General features: G+C 62.9%; 9 protein-coding genes. 3 read left to right on the top strand and 6 right to left on the bottom strand.

Annotated features, from left to right (window positions below):
- Positions 1–99: 99 nt before the first annotated feature.
- Positions 100–2979, bottom strand: a complete 2880-nt coding sequence (locus tag V5E97_RS25890) for a PSD1 and planctomycete cytochrome C domain-containing protein (RefSeq protein ID WP_406694479.1) — start codon at positions 2977–2979, stop codon at positions 100–102.
- A gap of 840 nt (positions 2980–3819) precedes the next feature.
- Here V5E97_RS25890 and V5E97_RS25885 point away from each other — a divergent pair.
- Complete coding sequence (locus tag V5E97_RS25885; RefSeq protein WP_406694478.1) at positions 3820–8640, top strand: N,N-dimethylformamidase beta subunit family domain-containing protein; 4821 nt, start codon at positions 3820–3822, stop codon at positions 8638–8640.
- 306 nt (positions 8641–8946) lie between these two features.
- Here the strand turns inward: V5E97_RS25885 and V5E97_RS25880 are convergent, their stop codons facing one another.
- Complete coding sequence (locus V5E97_RS25880) at positions 8947–9855, bottom strand: isochorismatase family protein (protein WP_406694477.1); 909 nt, start codon at positions 9853–9855, stop codon at positions 8947–8949.
- Positions 9856–10208: 353 nt separating this feature from the next.
- Here V5E97_RS25880 and V5E97_RS25875 point away from each other — a divergent pair, with 353 nt between their 5' ends.
- A complete protein-coding gene (locus tag V5E97_RS25875; protein WP_406694476.1) occupies positions 10209–10634 on the top strand; it encodes a hypothetical protein in 426 nt (141 codons plus the stop codon).
- Positions 10635–11395: 761 nt separating this feature from the next.
- Positions 11396–12322 (top strand): GDSL-type esterase/lipase family protein, encoded by a 927-nt coding sequence (locus tag V5E97_RS25870; protein ID WP_406694475.1) that lies wholly within the window; start codon positions 11396–11398, stop codon positions 12320–12322.
- A gap of 126 nt (positions 12323–12448) precedes the next feature.
- On the opposite strand, the gene V5E97_RS25865 is transcribed toward V5E97_RS25870, so the two are convergent.
- The 4 genes from V5E97_RS25865 to V5E97_RS25850 form a co-directional block, all read right to left on the bottom strand.
- Positions 12449–13405 carry a DUF1559 family PulG-like putative transporter gene (locus V5E97_RS25865; protein WP_406694474.1) on the bottom strand — a complete coding sequence of 319 codons (957 nt, stop codon included), beginning with the start codon at positions 13403–13405 and terminating at the stop codon, positions 12449–12451.
- A gap of 176 nt (positions 13406–13581) precedes the next feature.
- Complete coding sequence (locus tag V5E97_RS25860) at positions 13582–14028, bottom strand: hypothetical protein (protein WP_406694473.1); 447 nt, start codon at positions 14026–14028, stop codon at positions 13582–13584.
- A 601-nt stretch (positions 14029–14629) separates the two neighbouring features.
- Positions 14630–17575, bottom strand: coding sequence for an FG-GAP-like repeat-containing protein (locus V5E97_RS25855; RefSeq protein WP_406694472.1), 2946 nt, complete (start codon positions 17573–17575; stop codon positions 14630–14632).
- A gap of 462 nt (positions 17576–18037) precedes the next feature.
- Positions 18038–20986, bottom strand: coding sequence for a hypothetical protein (locus V5E97_RS25850; RefSeq protein WP_406694471.1), 2949 nt, complete (start codon positions 20984–20986; stop codon positions 18038–18040).
- Positions 20987–21012 lie beyond the last annotated feature (26 nt).

Genomic DNA, 21012 nt, shown 5'->3' with positions numbered 1-21012 from the left:
TCGGGTGAAGTTTCAGGTCTTCCCAGGCCAGGGCCCAATCCACAAGCTTCAGGAGCGCCCAGAATCCGCCTGAGCGATCAACGGACTCGTTTTGACCGTTTAGTGGATCGTGACAAAGTCATTATGGCTGAACAGGGCATGAACCAGGTCTCGCCGGGCCCTGGCTTGGGGGGCTTCGTTGGAATTTGCGGCCGACTCCTGGGAGCCGGCCGCGCGGGCGAGCAGGGCCGCTTGCTTGGTGAGGAAGGTGCCGGCCAGGTCACGCTCGCGGGCCGATGGTAAACGTGTCAAAATTTGCTCGAAACTTGAATCAAGGAAGATTGCGACGCGGCCTTGCGCGTCACTGGCCGATTTCTCCGCCTCGGCCCATAACCGGTCGGCCAGAGTTCGGCTCAGGTTGAGGAGCAATTCGTTGTTGACCAGGGCGAGCGCCTGCTGGGGCACGACCGAGGTCGATCGCTTGTAGGCATCACATGCGTCGGAGGCGTCGAACAACTCGAGGAACGTCATCCGGGCCTCGCCGTGGTGGGTGAAGTAGAGGCTTCGACGGTGTGAGGTCAGGCCTTGAGCGAAGTCGATATCGGGGCCGCCCATGGTCGGATCGAGCGCTCCGGCTGCATGCAGCAGGCCGTCGCGGACCTCTTCCGCCTCCATGCGCGTCGCGGGAAAGTGCCAATACCACTGGTTCTCTCGATCGATGCCCCGGTTCCGATCCGCCTCGCTGGCTCCGGTGAGTTGGGAACGCATCCGGTATGAGGCGCTGGTGACGAGCCGGCGATGGAGTGCCTTCATTGACCACGCCCGGGCGCCGGGGGTTGTCGGCTCCATCAGTTCGACGGCGAGCCAGTCGAGCAACTTGGGGTGGGTCGGCTGCGCGCCGTTGCGGCCGAAGTCGCTCGTCGTGGCCACCAGGGGGTTGCCAAAATGCCAACGCCAGAGGTGGTTGACGGCGACGCGAGCTGCCAGCGGGTTGGCTCGGTCGGTGATCCAGCGGGCCAGAGCGGCCCGTCTCCCTGTGCTCCGGGTCGGATAAACCGGGCTGAGCGGCGTATAGTCGGGCGAATCCGTGGCGATCTCGGTTCGTGCGTTCTCGAGAGATTTGCGGGCCGCCGCAAGCTTTTGTAGGGCCGACTTGAGTTCGGTCGTCGGCTTGTCTCGAGCGGCGGCCACGGCGTTTTCCTCGCGAACCACGCCGATCGCAGCCCGAGCCACCATGGCGAGGCGCTCGGCCTTGGCGGCCGAGCGACGGCGTGCCGCGGCCTCGCCCGCGGAGGAGGCCACATTTGCGTCGTCCGCCGCGATCCGGGCTTGAATGGCGTCATGCTCGGCCTGCGCCGCATCCTGCCCTGCTTCATCAAGGCTGACGGCGGCTCGGGCGGCCTCGAGCGCGGTTCGGGCGGCTTGCAGTTCGCGAACAGAGGGCGCAGCCTCCGGGAAGGCGAGGACGCCCAGGAGCGGGTCGGCGAACGCTCTTGGGTTGCCGGGGACCAGCCGCGCTTCGCGGTCGGCCAGCGCCCGCTCTGCGGCCTCGGCCAATGCCTGGGACCTGGCGAGATCCGCGTTTGCCTTGGCGAGGGCTGCGTCCCGTGCTCCGACCTCGTCCTTGCGGAGGAACGCTCTCAAGCCAGGGTAGGAGGACTCCGGTGGCAAGTCGATCGGTCGGACCTGGAACGACGCGCCCCCCAGGAACCCTGGCATTCCGGGAAGGATCGGAGGCCGGCCCGGGACGACGTTGCGCGACTCTCCCCGGGTGTAGAAGAAGGTCTTGGCGTCGAGCTTCTCGTCGAACACCCGCACGAGTCCCGAGGTGATCGGCTTGTAGGACTTGCCGTAGTCATATTTTGGGTAGGGGCCGGGGTCGGGCTCACCCGCCACGCGGTCGTGCCTGATTTCGATCGGTTCGAAGATCGCGCGGAGGGCGAAGTAATCCTCATGCTTGATCGGGTCGTATTTATGGTCGTGACAGTGGGCACAGTTGAACGTGAGGCCGAGGAACGCCTTGCCGGTGTGCTCGACGTTATCCTTCATCCATGTGTTGTAGTTCCAGCGATAGAAGTTGCGGACGAGGAATCCGGTGGCCACCACGTTTGCATCGTCGATCGGGGCGATTTCATCGGCCGCGAGCATCTCGCTGACCATGCGGTCGTACCCTTTGTCCTCGTTCAGTGAGCGGACGATCCAATCCCGCCAGCGCCAGATCTGCGCGTAGCTGTTGAGCACGTCGGGCACGGCGCGGCGACCGTACCAGTCACTGTAACGCCAGACGTCCATCCAGTGCCGCCCCCACCGTTCGCCGTATTGGGGGCTCGCCAGGAGCCGGTCCACAATCCGTTCGTAAGCGGCGTCAGACGGATCGGCGAGGAATTCATGCAATTGAGCACGCGTCGGAGCAAGCCCGATCAGGTCGAGGTAGAGCCGACGAAGCAGGACGTGCGGTTCGGCGGCCGGGAGCGGTGTCAGGCCCCTCCGTTCGTGCTCCTCGGCAACGAACGCGTCGATGGGGTCGCGGATCCAGGACGGATTGCTCAAGGCCGGTACGGGGGGGCGAACGGGCGGGAGGAACGCCCAGTGCTTTCGCGGGTCGGTCTCGGGTGCTTCGTCGGCCGGCGATTTGGCCCCTTGCTCAATCCAGGCACGCAGGACCGCCACCTGCTCGGTCGTCAGTGGGGCTCCTTCCGGCGGCATCCGCAGCGAGGTTTCCGTCTCGCTGACGCGATCAAGCAAGAGGCTTTCGTCCCCTTGACCCGGCTCGGCCGCGGGGCCCCCATCGCCTCCGCGGCGAATGGACTGGCCCGTGTCCAGGCGGAGGTTGGCCTGTCGCTTGAGCGCTCCATGGCACGCGTAACAGCGCTGCTTCAGGATCGGCTTGACCTGACGGGTGTAGTCGACCGGTTCGGCCCCCGGTGCTTCTCGAGGGAGTAGGATCGCACCAAAGACGAGCACGATCAGGACGCGAGAGCGACGATTCGACGCGAGCATGATCGGCTCCTGGACCTTATCGCGGACTCTCAAGCGACCGAAAATCGATCACAAAAGAAGAGGCGAGGCGGGCGCCTCGTATTGTGACGAACTTACGACTCGACGCAACGTGCCGCCAAGCAAGGTGGGCATGGTCCTCTTGAGAAAACTGGTTGCAAGTCTTGGGGACAAGCTATGACGCCCAGCAGGCTGAGCAAGACCGCGGCCATCCTTCCGTAATTTTGAGGCCTGTCAAGCAAAGGTTGATCAGACGTCGTCATTCTGCCAGACGATTCCGGCCTTGTCCATGAGAAGTCCGGTCTGCGCCATTCACATTCCCTGTTCCGCTTGATTCGGCGAGCGATGAACCTGTGAATGTTCCTCTGGCCGTTGGTAACGTCACGATTCTTGTATCCCTTGGTCGCGTGCGTCACAAAATTAAATTAGCAAAACCAAATGCAGACTGAAGCTTTGAAATTAAAAAATGCCTTAAGTTGTGGGCGCTTAGAAAATTGGAACGTGTTGAAAAATCAATTTCATTGAAATGATCCTATTGAACTTCGCGAGATGCCACGGCAGATTGAATGATGTGCCGTCTGGACGATGATGTCCGGAACCTCTTCACGTTGAGAGTCAGGAGACGGATCAACGAGGGATCGGTGGGGCCGATGTTGGGCTGCACGTGAACGGTGTTGAACCTGGCCTGTCTTGCAACGCGGCTCGGGCTCTACGTCGTTCATTTTCCGGAATTCATTAAGGAGATTGGCGATGAGATTCCGTGAGACGCCACGCGCTATTCGTTCGACCACTCGCGTTTCTCGCGGGGCTTGCAGCGGCAGGGCCCGGTTAGGGATTGAGGTGTTGGAAGATCGGACTCTTCTGGCCAGTAACCCGATTGTTGATGAAAACCTGCTGCCGGGCAATCCAGCGAGTGAGTGGGACATCAACGGCGCCGGCGATTCGAGCCTTCAGGGGTTCGCCACGGATATCAGCGTAGACCAAGGGCAAACCGTTTCCTTCAAGATCAATGATACGGCGAGAGTCGCGTACCATATTGATATTTATCGGCTGGGCTACTATGGCGGGCTCGGTGCTCGTAAGGTCGCCACGATTTCCTCGTCGTCGACCCAGAGACAGGCCCAGCCGGCTGGCCTGCGCGATTCTGTGACGGGGTTGTTGGACTGCGGCAATTGGTCGGTGTCCGCGACCTGGGCGGTCCCGGCCAGCGCCACCTCGGGGCTCTATCTCGCCAAGCTCATCCGCGACGATACCGGCGGGGCCAGCCACATCCCCTTTGTCGTGAGGGACGACGACGGCCACTCGGACCTGCTCTACCAGACCTCCGATACCACCTGGCAGGCCTACAACAACTACGGGGGCAACAGCCTGTACGAGGGCTCCTCCTCGTACGGTGCCCGGGCCGTCAAGGTGAGCTATAACCGGCCCTGGAATACGCGGGCCACCGCCGGCGGTCTAGGCGTGACCAACTGGTTCTTCTGGGCCGAGTACCCGATGGTACGGTGGATGGAAAAGAACGGCTACAACGTCAGCTACTTCACGGACGTGGACAGTGACCGGCGCGGGGCCGAGATCCTCGAGCACAAGGCGTTCCTGTCGGTCGGCCACGATGAATACTGGTCCGGCGGACAGCGGAACAACGTCGAGGCCGCGCGGGACGCGGGAGTGAACCTGGCCTTCTTCAGTGGTAATGAGGTGTTCTGGAAGACGCGCTGGGAGACGAGCATCGACGGCTCTGGCACCCCCTACCGGACCTTGGTCTGTTACAAGGAGACGCACGCCAACGCCAAGATCGACCCGGTGGCGAATGTCTGGACGGGGACCTGGCGCGACCCACGGTTCAGCCCACCGGCGGACGGCGGGCGGCCGGAGAACAGCCTGACCGGCACGATCTTCACCGTCAACCAGGGGGCGGGCGGCGATTTTGGCACCGCCATCAAGGTCCCCGAGGCCGAGGGCAAGCTGCGGTTCTGGCGCAACACGAGCGTCGCCACGCTCCAGGCGGGGCAGACCGCCACCCTGTCCAACGGCACGCTCGGCTACGAGTGGGACGAGGACCTCGACAACGGGTCGCGGCCGGCCGGCCTCATCCGGCTCTCCTCCACCGTCGAGAACGTGCCGCAGCGGATCCTGGACAACGGCAGCAATTACGGGCCGGCGACCGCCACGCACAGCCTGACGCTCTACCGGGACGACAGCGGCGCCTTGGTCTTCGGGGCCGGCACCGTGCAATGGTCGTTCGGCCTGGACGCCACCCACGACGGGCCGGCTACCGTGCCCGATGTCCGGATGCAACAAGCCACCGTCAACCTGTTCGCCGACATGGGCATCCAGCCTGGCTCGCTTCAGCCGGGGCTGGTGGCCACCACCGCCTCGACCGATACGGCTCGGCCGACGTCGGTCATTACGAGCCTGGTGAACGGCGCGACCCTCCAGGGCGGTACCCCCATTACGATCAGTGGCACGGCCACGGACACCGGAGGTGGCATCATCGCCGCCGTCGAGATCTCCACCGACGGCGGTCTCACCTGGCATCGGGCGACCGGCCGCACCTCCTGGAGCTACAACTGGACGCCAACCATCGGCGGAGCCACCAGCATCCGGACACGGGCGGTCGATGACAGCGTCAACTTGGAGGTCCCGACGACAGGGGTCGCCGTCACTGTCACCGTGTCGGTTGCGAACTCGCTCTGGAATAGCTCGGTAACGCCTGCCGTTGCCTCCGAGAATGATCGGAATGCCGTCGAACTTGGACTGAAGTTTACCAGTGATGTCGCCGGATCGATCACCGGGATTCGCTTCTACAAAGGACTGAGCAACACCGGCACACACGTCGCGCACCTCTGGACCTCCACCGGAAGCCTCCTGGCAACGGCCACCTTCATCAATGAGTCCGCCACGGGATGGCAGCAAGTCTCCTTTCCCAGTCCCGTCGCCATCACGGCAAATACAACCTATGTCGTTTCCTATTTCGCTCCGGTGGGCGGATATGCCGTTAATGTGAATTATTTCTCGAATTCCGGATTCGATAACGGGTCCCTTCATGCGCCCGCCAGCGCAGTCAGCGGTGGAAACGGAGTCTACCTCTACGGAAGCAGCGGCGGGTTCCCCACGAGCACGTACAATGGGAGCAATTACTGGGTGGATCCCCTCTTCACTGCCTCCGCCGCGGACACGACACCCCCGACTATCAGCACTCGTTCACCGATTGCGAATGCGGGCAATGTCTCCACGACCGCGGTGATTACCGCGACCTTCAGCGAAGCGCTCCAGACGGGGACCGTGGCGATGACTCTGTCGGGACCAGGGGGAGCCGTCTCGGGATCGCTTGCCTACAACAGTGCGACGAACACGGCCACGTTCACGCCCTCGGCACCGCTCCTGGCTCAAACGACCTACCTCGTCACCGTCAATAACGCCAAGGATACGGCCGGTAACGCCATGGCGAGCGTTACCTGGTCCTTCACGACCGCCGCCGCTCCGCTCCCCGTGCTCGCCGTCAACGACCTGGCCGTGATCGAGGGGAACTCCGGCACTGTCAACGCCGTCTTCAACGTGACTCTGTCCGTACCGAGCGCTCAGGCCGTGACGGTCACTTATGCCACGGCCAACGGTACGGCTACCGCGGGCAGCGACTATCTCGCCATCCCCCCCGCCACCTTGACCTTCGCCCCTGGCGAGACGAGCAAGTCGGTCACCGTCCTGATCCTTGGCGACACGCTCCCCGAGGGGAATGAGGCCTTCTTCCTCAACCTGAGCGCCCCGACGAACGCCACCCTCGCGGATCCGCAAGGCCAGGGGACGATCGTGGATGATGAAGTGACCCTGATCGGCAGCGACGGGTTTGGATACGCCGCCTACACCCAGCCGTTCGAGGCCCTTGATCTTGTTCCGGGGGATCTCGGCGTGACCACTATTCGCGCCACCGGGGACAACAATAGCAATGCGATCACCCTCAGCAGCGGTCTGACCTTCAACTTCTACGGCACCAGCTATACCACGCTGAACGTCAGCACCAATGGACTGATCACGTTCGCCAGCGCCAACACTTCCGGCAGTAACGCCAACCTCACCTCCGCGCCGACCCAGCGCGCCATCGCTCCCCTCTGGGACGACTGGATCAACACCACCGGGAATGCCATGATCCTGGCGAAGTACGAGGACACCAACTTAGACGGCACGAACGACCGCTTGATTCTCGAGTGGAACCGCGTCCAGGGTGCCCCGACCTCCCCAACACCGGTGACCTTTCAGGCGATCCTGACGCTGAACACAGGCGCCTCCGCCGGCGACATCCTCTTCAACTATCCGAGCCTCGCCACGGGCGATTCCCGGGCCAACGGGGCCAGCGCGACGGTGGGCATCAAGGACAGCGGGACGCAGGGGGCTAACCGGCTTCTGGTCTCGTTCAACAGCACGAGCCTCTACGTGGGGAGCAGCCAGGCGATCCGCATTGTCCGCGACGCCGTCGCACCCACGGTGGCGCTCACCGGCCCGGCCAACGGGGCGGCCGTCACCGGTACGTCGACGGTCACGGCTAACGCGTCGGACAACGTGAGGGTCGCCGGGGTCCAGTTCCTGCTCGACGGCGTAGCGCTCGGCGCGGAGGACACGGTCGCCCCCTATGCGTTGACTTGGAATACGATCGGGGTGGCCAACGGTGTGCATGTCCTCACTGCCCTCGCCCGTGACGCGGCGGGGAACGTGGCCACTTCCGCCGCGGTGACGGTGACCGTCTCCAATACCGTTGCCACCGCCCTCGTCGCCGCTTATGGCTTCAATGAAGGGACGGGCACGACCACTACGGACGACTCCGGTCATGGCCTGAACGGCATCCTTTCCAACGCGACCTGGACGGCCGCCGGACGCTTCGGCAATGCGCTTGTTTTCAACGGCACAAACGCGCTGGTAACGGTGAACGATAATAGTCTGTTGGACCTGACCAGCGGAATGACGCTCGAGGCCTGGGTGAATCCGGTTGCCTTGAATGGCTGGACCACCGCGATCCTCAAGGAACGGCCCGGCGGCCTAGCCTATGCCATCTATGCCTCGGACAACAGCGGCCAGCCGCCGGCCAGCTATATTAACAGGTCGGGGGCGGACTACAACGTGGTGGGGGCGTCGGCCCTGGCGCTGAATACATGGACGCATGTGGCGTCTACCTACGACGGCGCTACGATGCGGCTTTACGTCAATGGGACGTTGGTTCAGACCCGCGCTCTCGCCGGAACCATCGTTACCTCGGCGAACGCCTTGCGGATCGGCGGCAACGCGATCTGGGGCGAATACTTCAACGGCCGGATCGACGAGGTCCGGGTTTACAGCCGGGCCCTGGCACAGTCCGAGATCCAGACGGACATGAATACTCCGATCGGCGGCGGATCCGGCGGCCTGGCAGCGATGGAAGTACCGACCGCGCCGTCGGTTTCCTCCCTCTTGACCCCGGAGGCAATGGAGCCCGTCGTCGTCGAGGCCGCGGCCGGTCCCCAGCCTTTGTTCTCCCTGGCTAACGCACTGGACTCTCTGGCTCAGGAGGATCTTCGGATCCCCGTGGACGATTCCACACTCTCTCAGCTCGCCTTGGAACTGATCCAGGCCCGCGCCAGGCGCTCACGTCTGGTGTCAGACCCGTTTGTCTCGTTCCATGGCTCCCGCCGTTCCTGACGGATCGGCTTCGCTTGATCTGAGAAGGCCTTTGAATCACACTGCGACAAGAGGGGAGGTCGGAGGACGAAGTGTCGTTGCCACGGTGTCAAACGAGCCAGCCCTTGCGAAGGCCCAAAGACAGGGAGCTCATGCTCCCCGCTCGCCTTCCCGGCGAGCGAAATCCAAGGGAACCACGATCGGGGTCGTCCCTTGGCTGTTGGTCTTCGCTCGCCTTCCGGAGGCGAGCGGGGAGTGTGAACTCCCTGTCTTTGGGCTGACGAAGAGCCCCCGGTAACGTGGCGACAGCCTCAGATTCTTCGAGTTTCAGGCTTTGGGCAGTCCGGCGATGATCTCGTCGGAGGTGACGGAGGAGTTGCCGAACATCTCCAAGAAGAGGATGGCGCCGTGGGTCTGGCTGAGTGTCGACTGCGTCGTGCTCGACTCCATGCCGGTCGTGCAGTCGCGAACGACGATGACCTCGTAGCCACGTTGATTCATGGCCAGCGTGCCGTAGTCTCTCACAAGAATGCAGGCGTTGGTGTTGAAACCGGCAAAGAGGAGAAAGAGCACGCCGTGTTGTTGGCAGTAGCGATGGAGTTCCTCGCCTGTCGCGATGACCGGTTCGCCGGCGAGTGGCTGGATCTTGGGATGAAGTTTGCGCTCGGCGCTGAGCTTGTTCAGTTCCGGTTGTCGTGGTTCATCTGGTCGTCTGTAGGGCTGATATGGGCCGCTCTTGCCGCGAAATTCCGCCGGCGGCCAGTCCTCGCGTTTCGGCGCCTTCTCGGCTTTGCTGATGAGATTCACCCAGTTGGGATGTGACGTGGCTTGCGCCGGCGAGGGGGCGTGAATGATCGGCAGGCGGGCCGTGCGGCATGCGGCCAGCAGCGGCACCAGCTTCTCGTCAATGATCGCTTCGGCCCGAGCCTCGGTGTCGAGGAGGTAGTGATGATCCCAGACGTCCACGAGCACGAGCGCCACCTGAGACAACGGGATTGTCCAGTCGAGTGTCGCGTGGGCCGTGTTGGTCTCGATCCACTCGACGCCTGGATCCACGTGCCAGCGATAGTATCGAGGTTTGATATGCAGGTTTGAATGATCTTCGTGCAGTTGAGGGGCCTTTGGTGTCGATTGGGCCAATAGGGGTGACAGGTCCGAGAGCATCGTCACCGCGGCGCCCGCTGTGGCCGATGTCTTCAAAAACTCGCGACGGGACGTTTCGGGATCGGGATCCATGAGATCACTCCGTTGGCGGGGGTTGCCGTTGACGTTGTCTGTGAGTTTCGCGGCGGTTGTCGAAGGGGCCGTCTTCCTCCTCCGCAACCAAAAAGCGAGGCCAGCCAGTCACCGGGTTAGCCCAGGCCGTATCTTAATGCAAGGCGCTCCGGAAATCACGAACCTGAGGGCAGCCATGCAGGTGAAGTTCTTCCGACGAGCGGGATCGTTGCCACCCCGGAGAGAAATGGTTTCCGCCATCGGCACGGAACCGTTGCCCCATTCAGGCTGTGGAAAAGCCATTGCTCGTGCAGTCTATGGGCCACTGTTATGGAGATAGTACCAAGCTTTGCTTAACGATAGGGAGGAGTTCTGTGGATAAGTGCGATATCATTGGCGGGATTTTGAGCCTCGGTTTCAACAAGTTCGCCGAAAGTCAGGGGCTGAAGCCGCTCCCCGCCGGGGCGGGCCTGGCATTCGATCTGAGCCCGGGATTTCTCTTCAAGCAGGAGGTCAAGGGCTTGTGCCAGCCCGGCACCGGCTCGCTCCTCACCCTGGACCTGACGAAGCTCTCCCTGTTCGCTCAGGCATATCTGATCGACCGAATGGAGAGCATCGCCAGCGAGCAGCAGGATAAATCCCTTCGGATCCCCGGCAAACGGTTCGAATCCCCCTCGGTGCCGCTGGGATTGATCGGCCTGGACGGAAAGGGGTCGGCCGTGATCTGGTACGACCCGGAAAAACAGGGAGTGGATAAGCTGAACGGTGTCTTGCTGAAACTTACGTTCAACTTCAAGTGAATTTGTGGAGAAGCGAGAAGGGGGCATTTAAGGAATGTAAGAAAAACATTCGCTAGGTTATGGATTGTTAGCGTTTTCTTGGGTTGGAATAATGCGTAAATAATGGTTTGAGTGTGCGGCGAATTGAAATTGGTGTACGTTGATATTTCGGTGTGATATGAGTCGCATCTTGCCTGTTGCCTACAGCGGTTTACCCTCGTGTCGCTTACATCGTTGTAGCCGGGGTCTGTGACCCCGGGGCCGTTGTAGCCGGGGTTGCAGACCCCAGCTACAGAATAGTTTCAATGATCCGCGATTGGGCGAGAATCTCGCGGGATTTCCGGCCCGGTCGAATCCGTAGGACGGCCGGCCCGGCCGTATCCCCCACGGCCCAAGGCAATTCCTCAGACTCGCGCCGACCACGAGGGAAATACGGCCGGGCCGGCCGTGCGACTGCAAACCAACCCGTTGCGGTAACCGCAAGAATCATCGGTGCTTTCGCTCTGTCGCGGATCGTTGATGTTTTTTTGTTAGGGAAATCAGCCATGCGCTCATGTGGATTATTATGGTAATGTGAAATATGTGGATGTGGGATTGCTGAACTCAGTCATTCGAGATAGGAATTCTCTCGAAACCAACAGCGCCCTGTTCACACAGATGACAGGGACGATTTCGGCCTGATCCAAGAAAATGGGCTCACGGCTGAATGCGACGATGCTTCGGGGCGATGTGGCCCTGACTGTTCTCTTCTGGATGGATCCTGTGGGAGCACGACTCGAATCATGTTACGCACCCTCCGCATTGCCCTGCTGATCTTCGCAGCCTTGGCCATCATGGCGTCTCGGTCGGCCAGCGCCGCCGCGATGCCGACTTACCTCGCCCTGGGCGACTCGATGGCCTTTGGCGAGACCGACTTCACGCACAACCCCTCGAACGCCGATCGCGGTTACGTCAGCCTGTTCGCGAATCACCTTGCCACGCTCAATGGCGGTGCCCGTCCCGCGGTCATCAACCTGGGAGTCGACGCCGAGACGAGCACGACCTTCCTTCAGGGAGGGACCCAGGGAGACGGCACTCAGAGTGGTTTCCCCGCACCCCAGTTGAACACGAATTATGCGACCCCGACACCCACTCAGCACAGCCTGCTCCAAGCGATTCTCCTGACCCAGAATGTGACGGGGCATTCCATCGACACCGTCAGCGTCCAGCTTGGCGCCAACGACCTCTTCGTCTTGGCCAACTCCCCCGGATTCCTCGCACTTACTCCCATCGAGCAGCAGACGCAGGTCGCCGCGACCCTTGGCACGTTCCAGGCGAACTACACAACGCTGCTGACCGAGTTGAAGACCGCTCTGCCCAATGCAACCCTCCTGATGTTGGGCTACCACAATCCATTTGGCGGCATTCCGGGGCACCCTCTCAGCGCGATCGCCGGCCCGGCCATCCAGGCGCTCAACGGTCTGATCGAACAGGATGCCGCGGCCTTCGGTGGTCGCTATGTCGATACGTACACGCAGATCCTGGGCCATGAGCTCGACTATACCTTGATCGCGAACGGGAACGTGCATCCGAACGACGCCGGCTACGCCCTCATTGCCGCACAGATGGAGGCGCAGACCGTTCCCGAGCCATCCACTCTGGTCGTGCTCGGCGCGGGCCTGGTCGGCTTCCTGGTTCACGACCGACGGCGCAAGGCCGCGATCTCCTGAAGTCCTCCTGGAAGCCGCAATGACAAAAAGAAAGGGGCCAGGAGCCGACACGCTCGTCGGATCCTGGCCCCTTTTTTGTGCTTTCGATCTCGAAGGATCGCGGCGAACGACTTAACTAGGCTCAACTCAGAGCGCGTCAGCGCTGACGATCTCGCCCCCCTGGGTGGAGCCGATCGCCCGCCAGGTGTTGAGGCTGATCGAGTTCTTGATGAATCTCACGGTGCCGTCACCCATCGCAACGTTGACCCCGCCCGGGTGTCGACTTCGCGATGCGAACATGTTCGGACATGCGGTCGTCGACTGAATACAGGGTGGGTTCGTTCCGAAAGGATATTTGCAGTAGCTGATGGTGTAGATGCAGTCGGGCAAGGTGCCGTTCGGGGCGAGGTAGGTCTCGAAGCCCGACGCGTCGCCCCAGTGGGTGAATCCGCGAAGGTCGCCGTTCTGCCCCTGCACGACCTCGGCGGCGAGGACCGTATTGCTCGTCCCGTCGGTGAGGTCACGAAGGCCCCTGGTGCCCCAGGCCGACGTCGTCGACCCTGACGCGGTCGGGGGGTAAAGATCGCTGAAGGGAGCACCCGTGAACGCGAACCCATTGAGGGTCGTCTGCTGCGCGTTGCCGAGGTTCCCGTAGTTGAATGCGTAATTGTGCGCATTGATGCTGCCGGATGGGGTCTGCGGTGTGTCGCTCGGGCAGGTGTAGGCGTTGATCCGGCTACGGGTCACGGTGGAGTTGCCCACGCCGCTGTATCGGAAGATGCCGCCTCCCACGTCGTTATCCGGGCCTGCGATGAAGTTCCACGAGTTGAACATTGCATTCTGCTCGAGGAACGGCAACACAAACACCGTCCAGGTTCCAAAGCAGCACCCCTTCTTGCCGGGGGGCAGCGACATGTTCACACTTTCGTAGTTCATGACGCCCAGGCCAATCTGCTTGAGATTGTTGATGCACTGGGATCGGCGGGCCGCCTCGCGCGCCGCCTGGACGGCGGGGAGCAAGAGCGCAATCAACACGGCGATGATGGCGATCACGACCAACAGTTCAATCAGGGTAAATCCGCGGCGATAGCGACACCTCTTCATAACCACCTCGCGAACAGAGTTTTAGGAGGATTGATCAGGAAAACCGACCTGCGTTCTCTGAAGAACGATCATGGGGAAGGAGGAAACGCCAGGTGTCTGGCGTCAACGATAACTTGCGGATAAGGGCCGAGGAGTCGAACGACATCAGTGCGAAGTCGATGGGGGGGCTGAGTGAACTACTTTGACTTTGACTTCATCGGAAAGTCGAAAGCATTCTCTTTACCGGCTTCGACCTTGGCGGTTAGCGTGCTCGCCGTATTGTACTTGGCGGGGATTGGGTCGGCCGGGGGCGGCGTCGAAGCACCGGGTGGGGGCGGGGGGGGCGCCGAAGGCGACTCCGGTGCCGCGGAACTCGAGATGAGGACCTTGTACTCGCCGGGAGTCGGACCCTGGAGCCGATCGATCGCGTACTTTCCGTCGGTCACGTTTCCACCCGCGGCGACCCCTTCCGCCGTCGTCGGCTGAAACTGGATGAATCCGTGGGCCAGCGGACGCTCGTCCAGCGTCACGGTCCCCGAAACCGCCTGATGGGGCAGGTCGTCGCTCTCTCCCCCTCCACATCCCCCGACCGCGGCGAACAAGATCAGGCTCGAGAGCTTGATCAGAGTGTGAGTTGTCCTCATGGGCGATTTTCCTTGGCGACCTTGGGCATGACGCCAATCATGGATGGCGCAATGCGTAGTTAGGCGAGCCGCTCGCTGTGCAGCGAGCGGTGTTTCAGAGGCGAATCGATCTTTATCGTTGTTCTCAACCTATTATTATCAAACGCGAGGGTCACCTAAATAATTAAGAGCTGGAATTGATTGCACCAGCACGTCGTTTTTGAGCTTTTTTCGGCGGAAGCCATCGGAAAAGCACGGCATTCCACGTTTTGTAACGATAGCTGCGTCTCGAAATGAGGAGGCAATCCTGACGAAGTGTTGGCTGGCTTGGGAGTCGGGACGGGACCGACGCCACGGGATCGTTCGGTGTCGTCGGTCTCCGCGGCGGCTCCGGTGGTGTCTTTCTCTCGAGCGACCTCGGTGACGCACGGGCCGGGGGCGAGCTGCCGATATGAGCAGAAGCCAAGCCCGCATGGCGTGAAGTGAAGGTGCGAGATCCTATCGTAATCGCGTTTGCGAGCAAGGTCTGGGGCGACCATGGCGTGAAACGTATTGATGCGAGATTTGGCGACTCCGCGAGAGAAAATGAAGGAGTTCCGGTGAGATCGAAGCCGAATGACTTTCAGCGTGCGCCGACAGGGAAGCCAGGCAGCGTTTGAGGGATGAGGCACCCTTCCCGGAGCAGGAACCCGGTATCGGCGGCGAGGTTGTGATGCCGGTCCAAGTGCCCTGAGGGCCAACGAACAATGACCTCGTCAACCAGAGTGGCGGGACCGAGTCCGAAGTGGAGGCGTGGGTCGGCGGCGGAAAGGTAGCTGCCCCCGCCCACGCGCCAGGCGTGGCGGACGCGCCCGCCGGCCCTGACGGTGACGACGGCTCCCACCGAATCGCGGTTGGACTTCGCGCCTGACAAGCCGAGGGTGAGAAAGTGGCCGGTCTTCTCGGTCTGGTTATGGAAGAAGGCGAGCGGGCCGGCCTGATCGATGACCAGGACGTCGACTTGGCCGTCGTTGTCGAGGTCGCCCGCGGCGAGCCCTCGGCCGATCCGGGGGACCGACCAGGCAGGGCCGGCCGCGCCGGTCACTTCGGTCAGGCGTCCCGACTTGCCGCCGCCGAGGAGGAGTTGGGTCGGCATCGCAAAGGGGAAGGCGGGGCGGGTATCACTGACATGTCCGTTGGCGGTCGCCAGATCAAGAAACCCGTCGTTGTTTGCGTCGAAGAGGGCGATCCCGAATCCGAGAAGCGACCGGCTCGGGGCGGCAAGGCCGACCGCCCCGGTCCGGTCGGTGAACATGCCCTGGCCGAGGTTGGAGAAGTAGGTCGTCGATTCTCCATAGAAGTTGGTGACGAGGAGGTCGGGCTTGCCATCGCCGTCGAGGTCGCCGACCGCCGTCCCCATTCCGGCCTGGAAGGAGCCCCCGGCGTTGCAGGCGACGCCTGCGGAAAGCGCGACCTCCTCGAAGCGGAAGCCGCCGAGGTTGCGATAGAAGTAGTTGGCCGAGCCGTCGTTCGCAACGAACAGGTCGACCTGGCCGTCGCCGTCGAGGTCGGAGGCGACCACGCCGAGCCCTCGGCCGTTGTGGTCGGTGGGGACCGCCTCGTTCGTGACGTCGACAAACTGGCCGCCGTCGTTGCGGAAGACGTGGTCGGGAAGCGCTCCGAAGTGGCGGGGGTCGCATGACAGGTAGCCGGTTCCGGACGAATTCGGGCAGAGCCGGGGGTGGTCGGCGTCCCACTTCAAATAATGGCAGACGTAGAGGTCGAGGTCGCCATCGCCATCAAGGTCGGCGAATGCGGCCGAGGTCGGCCAATCGCGGTCCCCGCCGAGGCCGGCCTTCTCCGTCACGTCGTCGAACCTGCCGTCGCCGCGGTTGCGGTACAGGGTGTACTCTCGCCAGCGGGTGATCAAGAGGTCGGCATCACCGTCGTTGTCGTAGTCACCGACGGCCAGGCCGTGACTGTAGCCTTGCCCTGAGCCCGTATCGCCCAGGCCGGAACGGTTGGTGACGTCCTCGAATCTGCCGTCGCCCCGGTTGTGGAAGAGGCGATCGCCGCCATGCCGGCGATCCGGGCGCGGGGGAAAGGGGCCTCCTTGGAGGGCGAGGACATCAAGGAATCCGTCGCCGTCGGCGTCAATCAAGCCGACTCCCCCGCTCATCACTTCGGGGAGCTGGCAAATTGAAGTCGCCCCACTGTCGAAGGTGAACCGGAGGCCGACCGCCTCAGCAGCGTCCGTGAAGCGGGGGACAAGCTGAGCCGGTGCTGGGGACTTGGGCCGCCCGGCGTCGGTTTTGAGGTCGCCTGCGAGCAGGTCGAGCAGGGTCTGGCCCGGCCGCGCAGTCAGAGCTGGCGGGCCGGGGAGTGCGGGCAGGTCGAGCGCCTGGCGAACCGCCGGGTCGGCTGGGGACTTGCGGCCGGCCAGGGTCAGCAACGCCAACCGCTCGAATCGACGCCCGAGTTCGTCGGCGAGACGGAACATTTCCAGCGGCCGGGTGGCGAACTCGTCGTTCTTGAAGTGGCCTTGGTAACGGAACAAGGCGGAGTCGAGCGCTGTCTTGGTCTTCCGGAGCCTGGCCGCCCCTTCGAGGTCACCGGATTGGTAGACCAGCTCAGCGAGCCGTTCCCGCGCCTTGATATCGGACGGTTCGAGCGCGACGAGTTCTTCCAGCGCGGCCCGTTCGGTCGCGTTGTCATTGCGCTGGGCGGCCAACCAGGCCCGGATGGCCAGGATGTCGGTCTTCGCGAACGGACCAACCGGTAGCTTCGCCAGGGCCTGGCGGGCCTCGTTGACGCGGCCGGCGGCACGTGCCCAGTCGAGGCGTGCGTGCCAGACCACGGGGTCGGGGGGCTCCTGCGTGCCGCAGGCGGCAAGGAGGGACTCCGCCTCGTCAAGCCGGCCCGCGCGGAGCGCCCAGCGGGCCAAACCGACCCGGACCCGGTCGTCGCCCGGCGCCTCGATCGCGGCGACCCGGAGCCCGCGCACGACCTCATCGACGGGGAAGGTTTCCAGATCCAGGGCGAGATGGCCGCGCAGGAGGTCGATGGCGGCCGGCGTCGAGAGCCGGCCGGCGCGAACGAGGTCACGCCATTGGTCTTCGATCAGGCCTGCCACTTCGCCGAACCTCGCCTCTCGCCAGAGGAGGCGGAGCAACCGCTCCCGGGCCTCAATGGCCTGCTCTCCACCGTGGCGAATGGCCGAAGCGAGAGCCTCCTCGGCCACTGTGAACCGTCCGCAATCGGTCGCGGCGGCACCGCGGCGCAGGGCGGCGGTGCAGGCCAAAGGCGAGCGGTCGGGGACGCGCGTCCATGCTTCGATCGCCGCGTCGGGCTGCCCCATCCCCGCTGCGCACACCCCGAGAAGGTAGGCAGGCTCTCCGTCCCCTGAACTGCGTGGGAGGATCTGTTCAAGTTCGGCCCGTGCCTCCTGGAAATTCCCCCGTGCGACCGACTGCCGGGCACGCCCGAGCGCGGTCTGCATTCGCCACGAGTCGATGGCCCATCCCCCGGCCCTGGTCAGAATGAGACCGGCAATCAAAACGAAAGCCGCGACCCCGAGACGCTTAGGCATGGAACACCTTCCAGCGACGCGCCGCCACGGCCGGGGTCATCTGCCTGAATCGGAAATCGCCCGGTCAACCAGGAGAACTCCGGAACAGTACGATGCCTGGCCGGTGCACAGGATGATGGGTACACGAGGAGTGATTTTCGTTCTATCATCCCACGGTCGTCGCGGCAACCTTCACATATCCAATGGAAGTGGGATTCTTATTCTGATCAGAACTCCGAAAATTTTAATATTAGAGAATTGCGTGAGTTTGAACAGTCCACGGATGAGTTGCACACAGTGGAGAAACCGGGATCGGAAGACAGGGAGCCCTGAACTCCGAATGTGTTAATATTAGAGAGTTGCGTGAGCGGGAGCGAATTGCGGATGAGTTGCACACGGTAGAGAAATCGGGATCGGAAGGCAGGGAGTCAGCTCCCTGCCTTCGTCCGACTTTGCGGAAAACCAAGAGAGAAAGAGGCTGACTCAAGGGCGTGACTGGACTGCGCAGGAGGCCGACGTGATCGGCAATTTCCAGTCTTCGATGGCCGTCCCTTTGAGGTTCAGTTGGCTGGTGAGGTGGTGCAAGCGGCGGGTCGCCGGGCCGTCGGGGGCGGTCTCGAAGAGGTTGCGCAGGTAGTACGGGGGGATGGCCTGGTAGTAGAGCGTTGCTCGGACCTGGAGTCGGGACGGGTCGATGGGGTTCGGCAGCTCGACGTGGTAGGCCACCTCGTCGGATCCGCTGCCGTCCTGGTATCGGGGGTCTTCCGCCGCGATCGGACCGGGTTGTGTGGCCTTCAGGTATCGGCCCGCCAGGGCAGGGCCGGGGCCTTCGCGTCGCCAGCCGCGCGGGAGGAGGCGATTATCTTTGATGGTCTCGCAGCTTCGGACGAAGCTGGTGGTGAACTCGCCTTTGGCGTCGTGGAGCAGGGTCTCGTAGACTTGTACTTGCTCGGGCGACGTGATGACCTCATGGTGCTGCTGGAAGCGCTGGCGGCCGGTTTTGGGATCGCGGGCAAAGAACTCGGTCGGCAACGGCTGGCCATCCGCGCCGAGGAGAACTCCTTGGTCGTTGGTCAGGCCCGAGGCCCAGACGGTCCGTTCGGTTCCGCCTGCTTCCACCGCCGTCTCGACGATTTTGAGTTCGAGGAAGGCGCGTCGGAAGCCGACGCCGCTGGGGAATCGATGGCCCACCTTGTTCGCGACGACGACCCGGGCCGTCAGCCGGTTCGGCCCTTGCCAGTTGGCTTCCACGGCGAGTGAAGCGACATCGTCGCGGGCGGTCCGGGCGATGTGATCGACCGCATGGTCGATACCCTGCTTCGAGCCCGTCATGTAGTCGGCCTTGGGGACGCCCAGGACGTCGTCGAACTGGTTGAACATCTCGAGCAGGAAGGCGTTCAGGCCGGAGAAATTGTGGCGGCGGAATCCCTGGTCACGGGATCGGATCTGCAAGCGATCGCTCGCGACCAGGTTCTCGGCCTCCGGATACGTCGTGTCCTGAATGACTGCGATCTTGGTCTGGAGCTGTGCGATGTCGAGCCCGTGCTTTTCATCCTTCAGGCCACGCGACATGTGGCAATCCTGGCACGACTTGGCCCGCGGGTTTTGCAGGTTGATCTCATTCTCGAATTCGCTGTTGAGCCATTCGAGATACGTCGCCTGCTCGATGTGGTGGTGGAACTTCCGGAACTCGGGGACGACCTCTCCGCGGGTCAATTCGTCGGCGCTGTGACTGCGATCGGCGAGGTCCAGCGGCCGATCGACGTTCGGCAAGACGACCGTGTGGCACGAGGCGCAGAGCTGCGACGACTTCAAAAAGGCATTATGTTTCGGCTTCAGGCCGGTCGCGTGCTCCATGGCGTAGGACGCGATCTCATTGTCCGGGTACGGGCCGTAGATCTCGCCTTTTTTGCCGAGTTGGAAATTGCCCGTGTTCGACGTCTCGAGAAAGTATTGGAGGTAAGGGCGGTGATCGGAGGCAGGCTGCGAAGGCGGCTGCATCCGATGGCAGATCAGGCAGCCCACTCCGTCCCGGGCCAATGCCCCGTATTTCGAGCCGCCGTGGCCGAGGTGCGCGGCTGGGTCGGCGACCTCGTGAATGTGGTCGACCGAGAACGTCGACGCTTCCGGGTGGTCGATGGCGAACTGCCGCTTGCCCATCGACCCATGACAACGCATACAAGTGTCGGCCAGCGTCGCGCAGAGTTGGTTGGCGCGGCTCGGCTCTGATTCGAACTGCTTGCAGAGCGAGCTGACCTCACTCTCGATCTGCGCATAGACGATGGGGTCGCGGCCCGCCAGCCCCATCGGCGTCCAGCGCCATTCGCCGTAGGGCGAGACGTCCCAACCTTTCGCACCGTACTCGACGTTGGCACTGGTCGGGACGAACATCGTTGGACCGAACGGGGCGAGCAGACCCGCGTGGCAGCTCATGCACTGGTTCGAGGTGAGAAACTCCTGACTGCGGTCGCGGCTGCTGACGACCCAGTCGTGGGTGACAGGTGGGAAGACAGACAGCTGTGAACGTTCGGCCAGCTTGATCGCGTCGAAGAAGCTCGGGAATCCTGGGGCCGCGTCGAGGCGTCCGAATTCTCGAAGTGGGTCCAGGCCGGAGTCGGCGGCCGCCGTGGTCTTGGCGACGGCCTCGGTCGTTTCTTCCTTGGCGCCTCGACGCCAGGAGTCGTCGGTTTTGAAGGTGAGCGGTGTTCCCGGGAAGCCTTCGATATTCCGCAAGGCCGCGAAGGTGAACTCGTTCGCGGGGTGGGCGGGCTCGGCGCCTGGGGACTGAGTCGCGGCATGACAGCGGATGCAAGCCAGTCCGAACCCCGAGATCGGATCCGCAAACGGATAGCGGTGGTTGTCGACCACGCGCTGACCCTTGGCCGGGTTGCTCCAGAACCAGCCGTCGTGAGAGCCGGCCGCATCCTTGACCATCACGGTCCAGGATTCCAGGGAATACGGCAAGTCGCCTTCCAGCGTGGCCCGGTGCCGGATCGCGGGGGCGGGGTATTGCTCCTTAATGATCATCTCGCCGTCGGGGATCGTGCCCGCTCGGCCGTTGAGCAGCCATCGCATCACGCCCGGCGAGTAGTACACCCGGACGGCCGGGTGGGTGCCGAAGGAGCGGCCCTCAATGTAGGGGCCGGTGTCACGGACGCTCTTATCCCGGCGCCAGCCCAGGGCCACGTACTTGCGTTCGTTTAAGAATGTGAAGAGCTCTTTCTCGAACTGGGCCACCGAGACGCGGCTCGGGAGCGGTAAGTCGCTCGGCCGTCCGAGTTCGAGTGTCCGAGGATCGCGATCAATCGGGACGGGAGCCCCTCCCGAGCGAGCGGCCATCCTGGGGAGAAATCCCCCGCAGATGAGCAGCATGGCCAAGCATGCGGTCGCGGTCGCCTGCCACCACCGTCTTCGCCAAAGCGGGACATCCATGATCGCTCGCTCCTTCGTTCTTCACA

The sequence above is a fragment of the Singulisphaera photorubra genome, assembly GCF_045290345.1.
Taxonomy (GTDB): Bacteria; Planctomycetota; Planctomycetia; order Isosphaerales; family Isosphaeraceae; genus Singulisphaera.
This window is presented reverse-complemented; position numbering and strand designations above follow the sequence as displayed.